At 24.9% G+C, this 12,034-nt stretch carries 13 protein-coding genes; all 13 read right to left on the reverse strand.

Features of this window, described 5'->3' with window-relative positions:
• Position 1: 1 nt before the first annotated feature.
• The 13 genes from EELLY_RS02225 to EELLY_RS02285 all read right to left on the reverse strand — a co-directional run bounded on the left by EELLY_RS02225 (position 2) and on the right by EELLY_RS02285 (position 11,973).
• Positions 2-919 (reverse strand): hypothetical protein, encoded by a 918-nt coding sequence (locus EELLY_RS02225; RefSeq protein ID WP_104205846.1) that lies wholly within the window; start codon positions 917-919, stop codon positions 2-4.
• Positions 920-978: 59 nt separating this feature from the next.
• Positions 979-1,611, reverse strand: coding sequence for a hypothetical protein (locus EELLY_RS02230; RefSeq protein ID WP_104205847.1), 633 nt, complete (start codon positions 1,609-1,611; stop codon positions 979-981).
• A gap of 5 nt (positions 1,612-1,616) precedes the next feature.
• On the reverse strand, positions 1,617-2,108 hold the full coding sequence (locus EELLY_RS02235) for a Sua5/YciO/YrdC/YwlC family protein (protein WP_104205848.1): 492 nt from the start codon (positions 2,106-2,108) through the stop codon (positions 1,617-1,619).
• A 1-nt stretch (position 2,109) separates the two neighbouring features.
• A complete protein-coding gene (locus EELLY_RS02240) occupies positions 2,110-3,558 on the reverse strand; it encodes a hypothetical protein (protein WP_104205849.1) in 1,449 nt (482 codons plus the stop codon).
• Positions 3,559-3,565: 7 nt separating this feature from the next.
• Positions 3,566-4,420: a peptide chain release factor N(5)-glutamine methyltransferase gene (prmC, locus tag EELLY_RS02245; protein ID WP_104205850.1), complete on the reverse strand. Its 855-nt coding sequence runs from the start codon at positions 4,418-4,420 to the stop codon at positions 3,566-3,568.
• Positions 4,410-5,504: a peptide chain release factor 1 gene (gene prfA, locus EELLY_RS02250; protein WP_104205851.1), complete on the reverse strand. Its 1,095-nt coding sequence runs from the start codon at positions 5,502-5,504 to the stop codon at positions 4,410-4,412. Before prfA ends, prmC begins: the two co-directional genes overlap by 11 nt.
• A 1-nt stretch (position 5,505) precedes the next feature.
• The gene (locus EELLY_RS02255) at positions 5,506-6,123 is read right to left on the reverse strand and encodes a thymidine kinase (protein WP_104205852.1); all 618 of its coding nucleotides are present in this window, start codon (positions 6,121-6,123) and stop codon (positions 5,506-5,508) included.
• On the reverse strand, positions 6,123-7,055 hold the full coding sequence (locus EELLY_RS02260; protein ID WP_104205853.1) for a DHH family phosphoesterase: 933 nt from the start codon (positions 7,053-7,055) through the stop codon (positions 6,123-6,125). Before EELLY_RS02260 ends, EELLY_RS02255 begins: the two co-directional genes overlap by 1 nt.
• The gene (locus EELLY_RS02265) at positions 7,048-8,949 is read right to left on the reverse strand and encodes a hypothetical protein (RefSeq protein WP_104205854.1); all 1,902 of its coding nucleotides are present in this window, start codon (positions 8,947-8,949) and stop codon (positions 7,048-7,050) included. Before EELLY_RS02265 ends, EELLY_RS02260 begins: the two co-directional genes overlap by 8 nt.
• A gap of 101 nt (positions 8,950-9,050) precedes the next feature.
• Positions 9,051-9,335: a 50S ribosomal protein L31 gene (gene rpmE / locus EELLY_RS02270; protein ID WP_104205855.1), complete on the reverse strand. Its 285-nt coding sequence runs from the start codon at positions 9,333-9,335 to the stop codon at positions 9,051-9,053.
• 120 nt (positions 9,336-9,455) lie between these two features.
• Positions 9,456-10,346, reverse strand: a complete 891-nt coding sequence (gene fba / locus EELLY_RS02275; RefSeq protein WP_104205856.1) for a class II fructose-1,6-bisphosphate aldolase — start codon at positions 10,344-10,346, stop codon at positions 9,456-9,458.
• Positions 10,347-10,409: 63 nt separating this feature from the next.
• Entirely contained in the window at positions 10,410-11,270 is an 861-nt protein-coding gene (locus tag EELLY_RS02280; RefSeq protein ID WP_104205857.1) for an ABC transporter permease, read from the reverse strand.
• Positions 11,257-11,973: an ATP-binding cassette domain-containing protein gene (locus EELLY_RS02285; RefSeq protein ID WP_104205858.1), complete on the reverse strand. Its 717-nt coding sequence runs from the start codon at positions 11,971-11,973 to the stop codon at positions 11,257-11,259. The genes EELLY_RS02280 and EELLY_RS02285 overlap by 14 nt, the downstream gene beginning before the upstream one ends.
• Positions 11,974-12,034 lie beyond the last annotated feature (61 nt).

Raw genomic sequence — 12,034 nt, forward strand, 5'->3', positions numbered from 1 at the left:
TTTATTTTTGTCTAGATAAAATTGGGAATATTATTTTGCTGTCACTAATATTTGTTGTAATTTCTTTTGTTCAAAGAGTCGATTTAATTTTGTTTTCAGAACTTCTAACAAAAATGTCTGTATTAGCTATGTGTAAACCTTCTTTTAAATCTGGAATAAAACCAAAGTCTACTCTTTTAATATGTTTTGGTACAATAATTTTTAGTAAGTATTCAATATCTACTTTATCATGCGCAAAAATCGAAATAAGATCAAAAACATCTTTATTATATTTATAACAAACAACAACATCTAAACTTGGTATATGATATGTATCATTTGAGAAATATTTTAAAATATTAAAAGTTTTAATAGAACTATCAAACTTAGAATCTAAATGTGAAGATTGTTTAGTTGAGTGTTTGATTTTCTCAGTCATAATTTCAAAGTCTTGTAGTAAATCTAAATCAAGTTTTTTAATTTTATTTCTAACAGTGTCTTCATTGTGTTTTCAATTTAAAAAATAAAGGTATTCTTTAGTTTTTTTAAACTTAGTTTGTTCATAAATATGCTCATCAATATCATTTGAAAATGAAATAATAATGTCTACTACATTTGAGTATTTATCTATTGCTGCATTAATTAATTCAACTTCAAGATTTTCATGTTTATGAGCTTCTTTCAAAAATAAGTTACCTAATTGAATTGCTGTGCATTTTTCATCACCAATAAAAATTTCAAATTTTGTAATTCCTAAAGCTGCAATAATTTCGTTTTTTTCATTAATAATTGTAACTGGTAAAAAGTTGTTTAAATTTTTATTTTTGAAAATTCACTTTTCGAAATTTTCATTATTAGATTTTCTTATTAGGCCATTTAAATCTTGGTTGAAATGTTTATTGTCCTTATAATCAAAAATTATGTCGTATTCTTTTTTCATTGTTCTCCTTGTAAATATAACTTAATTAATTATACCTTTTAACCTTTAAAAAACCTAATCTAAATTTTACAGATAGCTTGCTCAGACATTATGTTTAAAAGTATTGTTTCTTTTATTTTAATATTAAATAACTCACTAATAGTATTATTAATAAGTTCTGATTCATATTTATATTTATCAATATATGGGGATTTAGAAAACTTTAATAATAATATAAAGTATTCTTTTCCATTTGTACAAATTATTTCTATGTTACTTATATAAGGTGTTATTTTATTATTGTTAATTAAAACAACATCAGTTCAAAATTTATTTATTTTATTTTTATAAATAAAATTATTTAAGTTTTTAATAAGTGTTTTAGCATATGTTGCAATCTTTTTATTATCATAACTTTCATCTGGAAATCTTATTTCACTAGAACTTCTTTGTTTAATAGAAATTTTTACAATTTGTTTAATCAGTTCATTTCTTTGTGATATATCGAATAAAATTTGATCATTTAATTGATTTACAAAAGGGTACTTTTGAATAATAAAATTAGCGTCATTCTTTATGTTTAAAATGTTCTTGTTTAAGTATTTTGTGTACTGAGGAAAACAAAGGTGAAACTGTTGCAATTTTTTTGGATCAACTTTTGCTAAGTTATCTTCAAACACTAATCATTCTGCTAAATTTAAACTATCTATCATTTTATTTATCTTACTCATAATTTTGTAATTGTATTATAAATTTTAGATGGGTGTATGTCATCTGGTTCTTTATCAAAAAAAACTTGAATGTTTTTATTAAATCCAATTAATTCCTTTTCTGTATTTATAGTTTCTTTGCCATGAAAGTTTACACTTGTTGATATTATTGGTCCTACTGAATCAACTATTTTTTTTATATCTTTTCTTTTAATCATTCTTATTGCAAGAGTAGTTTTATTTTTTGTTTCAACAATATATGTTATTTTTTCTTGTAATAATAGTTTTTCATGAATACCTAATTTTTCAAGCTGTGAAGTACAACTTATTAAAACAATAAGAGGTTTGGATATTTTTGCTTTTTTAATTTTATTAATTTTATTGATGTTAGAACTTGAATAAATAGCTGAAATTCCAAAAATTGTATCAGTTGGAATAATAACTAATTCTTGATTTAAAAGTCTATTTATTGCATCACTTATTTGTAAGTTATTTAACATACTATTTATTTCTCGCTTGTGTTAGTTTAGATTTTAGATTATTTTTAAAATTAGATTTATCATAAATGTTTTTTCCAACAATAGCAAAACTTGTTATAAGAGTTGATGTCAAAACAATAAATTGTGAAAAAATGTTAATTGGGCTAACAATTTTAAAAATTACTGGCTTATAAAATTTATCAATATTGAAATGATTGTTAATTTGTTCTCAATTGTCTCCAGTTACTACCTTAACTTTATTTAAATAATTGATTCCGATTGTTGAGTTATCTTTATTTTCATTTCATGTGCTTAATAATGAACTAATTTCTATTTCTGAATAAAATATAACACCCAGAACTAACAACAACATAACACCTGTTAAACCATATTGAAAAATAAATATTTGTTGAGAATTACTATTACCTCTTGTTAAAACAGAAACAAAATAAACTAATATTGAAAGAGCTATGCCAATTATAATCACAGGCAATGAAGAATATGCAAAATACTTATTACTAAATATTATTAAATTTTCATATCCATTGACTAGTTGGTTTGAAGTGTCAAATTGTCTAGCAAAATTAGGGAATGAATCAATAAAAGAGGATAGTTTTGCTATATTTGTTGAATTAAAAGATGTTAAAAAAATATAAGTTAAAGAAGGTATTAAAATACAAAAAGCTGTGATTATTGTTCAAGCCGCTAAGGTTCTATCAGAATTATTAAACACTTTTGAAAAAATTTCTTTAATTCTAGAAGATGTTATTTTTTTTTGTTTTTTATTGATGTAAGTAATGTAGTTATCAATATTTAGTTGGTCAACATCTAGAACTATCGAGTTTTGAATACTTAAAGACATCATAAAAACTACAGCGAATTGTAAAAAAAGAAATCACCATAACAAATCAGTTGTTACCCACTTATAAGAATTTTGTTTATGTTTTGCAAAGAACGTTGTAACATCTTTAAAAATTTCATTACCTAATTCATCTGGAGCTAATAATGGTTGAAAATCAAAAAAGTTTTGATATTGATTGTGCGAATATTGTGATATAGCTGCTAATAAAAATACTGTAATTTCAAATAATAAAAGAATAACTCAATACAAATTTTTATATCCGTTGCTTATTGTTTTTGATGTTATAACTGGTTTTAAAAACAAAATAAGCATTAAGCAAAAAGTAATAAAAACTCACGATATTGCTAATGGGGTTAGAATCGTTTGTTTTGAAGGTAAATCTACAATTATTGACAGTTCTTTATAATGATCGAAATAGAATTTTAAATTGACATCTACAAAAAAAGTAATACTGAAAACTATTATTGGAATTATAGTTAAACAAAAAATAATTATATTAAAAAATGATACTTTATATAAGTATGCATTAAATTTTTGGAAATCTTCATTTGTGTCTTTAATCCTAAAATTTAACATTTTAGATTTTAAAGCTATTTTTTGTTTTTGCATATATCTCCTACTTATTACTTATTATAAGATTTCTTCAAAGTTTTGAAAAGTCTTGTTTAAACTCGTATTTTATATTTGGATTTAATGATATCAATTTTTCTAATTTTTCTTTTTGATCTCAACCAATTTCAAAAATTATATTAAATGGTTTAGATATGTCTACTAATTTTTCTATATTAGCAAACATTTTCTTGTAAAAATACAAACCTTCTTCTTTTGCAAATAAAGATTTATGTGGTTCATACTTAAAAACGCTATCAGAAATATTTAAATCTCCATACTTTATATACGGGGGATTACATAAAATTAAATCAAATTTTTCTTTATTAATAAAAGGGTCTAAAAAATCACCTTTTATAAATTTAACATTATTTTTTAGATTTAATAACTTATGATTTTGTTTTGTTATTTTTAAAGCAGCTTTTGAAATATCTGTAAAAGTTATTTTATTAATACTTTTTCAATTTAAATAAACAGTGCTTATTCCAATACAACCGCTTCCACAACATAGATCTAATACTTTAATATTTTTTTTGTTTTTTAAAAAGTTACAAGCATACTGAACAATTAATTCACTTTCATTTCTTGGAATTAAAACTTTGTTATTTATCTTAAAATTTAAACCACAAAACATTTTATTTTTAGTTATGTAAGCTATCGGCACACCCTTTTTAAGTTTTACTTTTATTTTTAAATATTTACGAAAAAAATTTACTTGTAAATCTTCATTAGGATTTAAAACCAAAAGATCATATTTTTTTTTAGAAATATGTTCAATTAACTCATAAGCATCAGACTTTGAAAAAATAGTAAAATCATTCTTAATTAACTCATAAGCTTGAATTGCACTTTTAATTATCATTTTGCTTTAATTGTTCTTCAACTATTGCTCTTTGTTCCTCGTTAACTAAAGCAATAATAAATTCTTCAATATTTCCTTCCATAACTTGATTTAGTTTATTAAGTGTTAATCCTATTCTATGATCTGTTACTCTATTTTGAGGGTAATTATAAGTTCTAATTTTTTCACTTCTAGCCCCAGTTCCAACGGCGTTTTTTCTAGTTGCGTCAGCTTGGGCTTGTTGTTTTTCAACTTCAGCTTCATAAACTCTTGCTCGAAGCATAGCCATAGCTAAATCTTTATTTGCATATTGACTTCTTTCATCTTGTGAAGCTGCTACAATTCCTGTTGGAATATGAGTAACTCTAACAGCTGAATCTGTTGTATTAACACTTTGCCCACCTGCTCCAGATGATCTATAAGTATCAATTCTAAGGTCTGAGTTTTTAATTTCAATTTCTACTTCATCAATTTCAGGTAAAACAGCAACTGTAGCAGTTGATGTTTGTATTCTTCCTTTAGTGTCTGTTTTTGGTATTCTTTGTACTCGATGCGCACCTGACTCAAATTTAAGTTTAGAATAAACTTTTTCACCTTTAACCATAAATGAAATTTGTGAAAAACCACCAGCTTCAGAAGAAGATGACTCTAGTATATTTATTTTTCAATTTTGTTTTTCAGAATAAATTCTATACATTCTCATTAAGTCACCAGCAAAGATATTAGCTTCATCTCCACCAGCTGCTCCTCTAATTTCAATAATTACATTTTTGTCATCATTCGGGTTTTTAGGAAGCAGCATTTCTTCAATTATTGCAACTATTTTTCTTTCAATTTTTTCGTTTTCACTTAATTCCATTTTTGCTAACTCTAGCATTTCTGGATCTTTTTCTTCACTAATTATTTGTTTAGCTTCTTCAATATTCTTTATTACTTCATTGTATTTAATATACTCATCAACAACTTCAATTAAAGATGCTCTTTCTTTATTTAAGGGTGTAAATTTTTTAACATCCGAAATAACTTCTGAAGATTGTAAACTCTCATCTATTTGATGAACTCTTTTTTGCATTGCTTCCAATGCTTCTAATGTTTTAGGGTTCATTTTATTTCTCCTTGTTTAAAATATAACAATTTCTACATCTTGCTTCATAGCTGTCGTTCCCATCAACTAATATTAAAGGAGACGACCATTTAGCTGGTTTTCCATCTATAATTCTTTGTGTTCGGTTTGCAAAGTTTCCACACTTTACACAAATCGCTGTCAACTTATCAACCATTTCAGCTAATGGTAGTAATCTATCAACATTTTTGAAAGGGACACATTTAAAATCTTTGTCTAGTCCAGTAACTATAACAATTATTCCACTATCTGCTAATTCATTAACATAATCAACTATTGCTTCGTCAAAGAATTGAACTTCATCAATACCAACAACATCAATAGGATTAATGGCATTTTGTTTAGCAAAAATTTTTTTTAATTCATTTGTATCTTTAACAGGACTAGATATTAGTTTAGTTCCAGAATGAGAAGCAACATTTTCTTTTGAATATCTATCATCAATTATTGGTTTAAAAGTTATAATATTCTTTTTCGCATATGCATGTCTATTTAACCTTTTTATAAACTCTTCTGTCTTACCAGCAAACATACATCCAGTTATTAGTTCTATTCAACCTAAATTGTTTTTAGGTATATTAAATTCATTTTTAGGTATCATTACTTATTTCCTTCTTTAATAACTTTTTTAAGATCAATTACAAGTTTTTTGTAATCTTCTATTTTATTTAGTTTACATCCACTAGCAAGTTTATGACCACCACCACTATATTTGTTTGCTACTTTATCAATTTCAAAATCTCTACTTCTTAATGAAACTTTTATTTCATCTTCTAGTTCAATGATTAATGCTCAAATTTTAATTTCATTTAAGCCACTCATTGTTCCTAAAGCAGATTTATAGTCTTCATAATTATAATTTCAGAGTTTTTGATCTGCTTTATTTATTATAATTCAACCAACACCTTCTTTTGTAACTTCAAGTTTTGAGAAAGCATAATTTAAGTACTGTTTTTTCTTTAAGTCAGAAACATATAAACTATCATGAATTTTTTTTAAGTTAGTACCATTTTCTAATAGTATTCTTGCAGCTTCAAAAGTTGAAGCTTTAGTATTAGGAAATAAAAATCTACCACTATCTGTTAAAAGTCCTTTGTAAAGATTATTAGCAGCTTCTGCACATCATTTAAGTTTCATTTTATTAGCTCACAAAGTTATAACTTGAGTACAAGCAATTGCATTCTCATCAACTATTTCAAAATCAGCATATGAGTCAATATTAATGTGATGATCAATTTTAAATGTTTCTTTTGCTAAGTCAAACTTATTAAAGTCAATCCTCTCTTTAACTGCTGTATCAACAGTTATAACTAAAGATACTTTAATTATTTCATCTGTAAGTTCATTAGCTAAAAAATCTTTATTATCATCTAATCTATCACCAGGAATATATATTTGTTTTTCTGGAAAGTTCTGTTGAATTAAATAGGCTAATCCCATTGAACTACCTTGCGCATCTCAATCTGGCTTAACATGTTTAGCAATTATTATAGATTTATATTTTTTAATTTTATTTATTAATAACTTATGCATTATCTTCCTCCTTGTTTATAATTGAAATCACTGATTGGTTTTTTAAATAAATCGTCAATTTTTGGTCTTTTTCATAACTTTTTTTATTTTCGTAAAAAAATATCCTTGCTTTATTTGTGGTAATTCCACAATAAATATTTTTGTCATTAAATCTTGAATTTTTAATTATTTTTATGTTTAAAGGAAGTGATTTATCTTCTATAAAATCTGTTTCTACTTCAAATGGGTTTATTAATAAATATCCATTTTTAATTTTACTTGATACTTTTATATTTCATAACCTATTTTCAATTTTAATAAGTTGATCATTACTTTTTGTAAATTCTAATTTGTTTGATGAAAATAGTTCACCATCAAATATTTCTTGATACTTTTCATTTAATAAATCTAAAACATTAGTTCTTTTCATCTCGTTTTTAATTGTTGCATATATTAAAGTTTTGGGGTGAAGATCTTGCAATGTTTTTAATTTAGAATGTAGAATAGTTATTGATACATCTGGATAAAACTCATTTATTTTTTCAATAGACTTCATTAAAGTTTTGAAATCGTTATTTGTTAGTAAGTGAAGAAAGTCAGAAAATATAATATTTTTTTTACCCATATTAATTGCTTTTAAAATTTTTGCATAAATTATGTTTAAAGAAGAAATTTTAAAACTACTTTTCAATCATCATTCAAAATTAAGGTCTAATCTTTTAGTTGTTTTATTAATTATATTTATTGATTGTATAAAAATAGATTTAACCTTTTTTTTATAATGTTTTTTAAGTGCAGCAAATTCGTTTTTATTACCATATTCTATTTCAACAGTAAATATTAATTTATGATAATCATTATGTATTTTATTTACAACGTATTCTCTTAATCTTTTTGTTTCTTCTTTAACAAAATCCAAAATAAAAATGTTTTCCACTTTTGAGTTTTCAAAAAATAAATCTTCTATAATTTTTTGTCAGTTATTCATTTCAAATGATACTTTTTGACTCATTTCTTTTGAAACATTAAATGTTTTGTAGAACTTACTTAATTCAAATTTTAATTGTTTTTTTAATTCTCTTTTTTGAAAAGTTGCTTTTATAGTTTTTAATCTAGTATCGTTTATGTTTATTGCTATAAACTTTGCTTGTTTAGTTACTATGTACTTTGTTTGAGCAAATTTAAAAAGGTGAGATTTTTTTCTTAAAAGTTTATTTTTAGATCTTTTCGCATTATATTCACAAGGACATGCGTCTCTTATGTCATTTATAGAGTTTATTTTATCAAACAAAACTTGATTAAACTTTAATAACTTTTTATTAAATAGTATTTCAAATTCATTATCATAAATAGCTTTTGCTATAACTTTTATTTGTGGTGGAAATTCTTCAAAAATAGCTTCTGATTTTTTTTCATTTATATTTGAAATTTGATTTAACAAATTTTTGTTTAACTTTTTATGGTTATCAGCAACAGATTTTAAATATTTTTCAATTGCTTTATTTACTTCATTTCTTACTTTTAAATCACTTACATCATTTTTAGAATCTACTAAAGATAAATATTCATACTTTTTATCGGTATGATTTATTCTGGCTTTTTTTAAGAAATTAAGATCAAAAAACAAAGAAAAAACTAATATGACTCTAATCGGTACAAAACGATTAACTCATTTGTCAGGTGTTATGAATTCAACTTTGCGCTTAACAAAGCTTTTATTAATAACATCAATTTCATCAATTCTAAATCTGCCTGACTTATTTTTAATTTTTCCTAATAATATTTTTTTTAAAGCTTTATCTTCTGATTCAGATAAGTAAATATTTGTAGTTTCCCCACTTATATTAGAAAAGTTAACTTTTTTTATACTATCAATTTTTAAAATAGGGGCAAAATCCTTAACTTTGTATGACATAAAATACCCCTTTCTAAATGACTTATAACTATTTTTAATTTTAAAACAAAAGGGTATTATTTTAAAGTGTTATAAAACAAAAAAGCCATTGCTGACTTTTTCTATTTTTTGTCTTTTGATTTATTTTCTTGTTTTTGCTTTTTAGATGCTTCCTGAACAGATGTATTAATTTCGTCTTTTCTTGCAAATTTAGATTTAAATTGTTCAACACGCCCTGTTGTGTTAGCAAAGTTTGTAGCTCCTGAATAGAATGGGTGACAGTTTGAACAAACGTCAACCCTTACCTCTTCTTTTCTAGTTGTTCCACAAATAAATTTATTTGAACAAGTTGTACAAGTAAATTTTGCTTCTTCAAAGTATTTTGGTTGAATATCCTTTTTTGGCATAATGTATCTCCTTTCACACTATGTTATCATTTTAGATAATTTCAGTACATTTATAAGTATATAACAATTATTTAAAAAGAAATGAAAAATACAGCATTTTTTGCTGCATTAAAACTTTTATTAAGCTTTACCTTGGCACCCAAATCAACCAGTTAATTCATTAAAAGTTTCTTTTAACGCTTGGTAACCTGGATTTAATAATTTTCTTGGGTCAAATCCTTTTGATGCATCATCAAGATCTTTTCCAGCTTCAATATATTTTCTTGTAGCATCTCTAAAAGCTAATTGCAATTCAGTATTAACATTGATTTTTGAGATTCCTAATGAAATAGCTTTAATAACTTGATCTTGAGGAATTCCACTTCCACCATGTAACACCATAGGCATGTTACATGCTGCTTGTAAATCTTTTAAAGTATCAAATGATAACCCTGTTCATCATTCTGGGTATTTACCATGAATGTTTCCAATTCCGGCTGCTAACATTGCAATTCCTGTTTTAGAAATTTCTGCTGCTTGTATTGGATCACCAAGTTCACCATTACCAACAACTCCATCCTCTTCCCCACCAATTGAACCAATTTCTGCTTCAACTGAAACTTCGTGTTCATTAGCAAAAATTAAAATTTCTTTTGTTTTAGCTAGATTTTCTTCATAAGGTAAATGAGATCCATCGAACATAATTGATGAATAACCAGCTAAAATACATTTTTTAGCCATTTCAATTGATTGACCATGGTCTAAGTGTAAAGCAACTGGAACTGATATATTTAATTCTTCTAACAGTCCATTAACCATTCCTACAACTGTAATTGGGCCACCCATATATTTAATAGCACCTTCACTTGTCCCTAATATTACTGGTGTGTTTGAAACTTGAGCAGCTTCTAAAATAGCTTTAGTTCATTCTAAGTTATTGATATTGAAGTGTCCAATTGCATATTTATTTTCATGAGCTGCTTTAACCATAGCAGTAGCATTAACTAATCTTTTACTATAAATTCTTGTCATTTTATCCTCTTTTTCTTTTATTCATTATGATTATACAACTTTTAAAAGTTTTTTAAAAAATAATTATCTTTTTGCAGTTCATTTAAATGTTTTAATTGTAATTATAAATAATAATATTAATGCTGATATTGATCCTATTATTGGTTGTCAAGAATGTGTAAAACTATTATATGCACCTTGAAATGACATTGGATTTTGAGTAGGCATGATTTTCACTATATCTTTTCAACCCCCAGGATTCATTGCATGCAAATATAAAAATACACAATATTTATGAGGAATAAGATATGTAGCAATAACTAAAACTTTACTTGAATATATTAATTGTGGGGGTAACATCACACCAGATAAAAACATTGTAATAAAATAAACTATCATTACAATACCCTGTATTGCTCCTGGAGCATTAGCTAATCCTCCAAGAAACGTTGCAATTGCAATTGAAGTTATACAAACTAAAAATATTGACAAAACTAAATATCCATATTTTATAGTTGAAAACATATGCTGAAATTCTATAAAATCTTTCCCTTTTAAAGAAACTGAAGCCAATATTAATCCATAAACTAAAATTATCAGATAACAAACTATACCAGCCAACAAGTATACAAATCAAACTGAAGCAATAAACATACTTTTTTTTACTCCAGTAATATCTATTCTTTTTAAAAATACTGAATTTTTTCATTCAACTATTGAAGGTGTCAAAGATGTTATGATTGTTAAGCAAGGCAATAATGCATAACTAAAAACTGTTGCCCCTCTTTTATCAAAAACATAAAAAAATATTGTTGTTAAAAATATTGGCATAATTATCATGAATACATAATTCCTTGAGTCTTTTATAAAAGATTTAAAAACAAGTAGATTTAAGTTTTTAAAAATACTACTTTGGTTTTTAAAATTTAAATTATTTAATTTCATTTTTCAATTCTCCTTTAAAAAATAAATTCATTACAGATCTTAAGGAACCATACTTTTTCATAACATCTTTTATTTTTTCATCAAAAAATATTTTTTGCTCAGCTATAATTATAATTCTGTTGCACAAAATTTCTGCTTCTTCAGGATGGTGAGAAACTAATAATAGTGTTTGTTTAAGTTCAGTTAATTTTTTGCTGAAAAAATCTATTATTTTATTTTGTAACTCCATATCCAATCCAGTAGTTAATTCATCAAGTATGACTATTTGAGGATTATTCATAACAGATATCATCGCATTGAACCTTTGTCTTTGACCACCTGATAACTTTTTTAATGGTGTTTTTATAAAATCTTGAATATCAAAAACAGTGGAAATTTCTTTTTCTCACTCTGGTGTGAATTTTGGATAAACGCTTCTATAAAAAATTAGCATATCTTGTGGAGTGACTCCAGATGGTCACTCACCAGTTTGAAGTTGAATGCCTATTTCATTTTTAAAATTTCCTTGAATGTTTATTTTTATTTCTCCGCTAGTAGGTTTATCAAATTGTGCAATCATTTCGACTAAAGTCGTTTTACCACACCCATTAGAACCCATAATAGCTACTTTTTCACCTTTTTTAATATTAAGGTTTAAATTTTTAAAAACAATTTTTTCTTTAAATTTTTTTTCTAGATCTTTTATTTCAATAATATTTGACATAATACCTCCTGCTTTATAACTAAATAGATTATAATCTTAATATAAAATTTAATAAAGAGAA

It is taken from the genome of Entomoplasma ellychniae (genome assembly GCF_002930155.1).
Lineage (GTDB): Bacteria > Bacillota_I > Bacilli_A > Mycoplasmatales > Mycoplasmataceae > Entomoplasma > Entomoplasma ellychniae.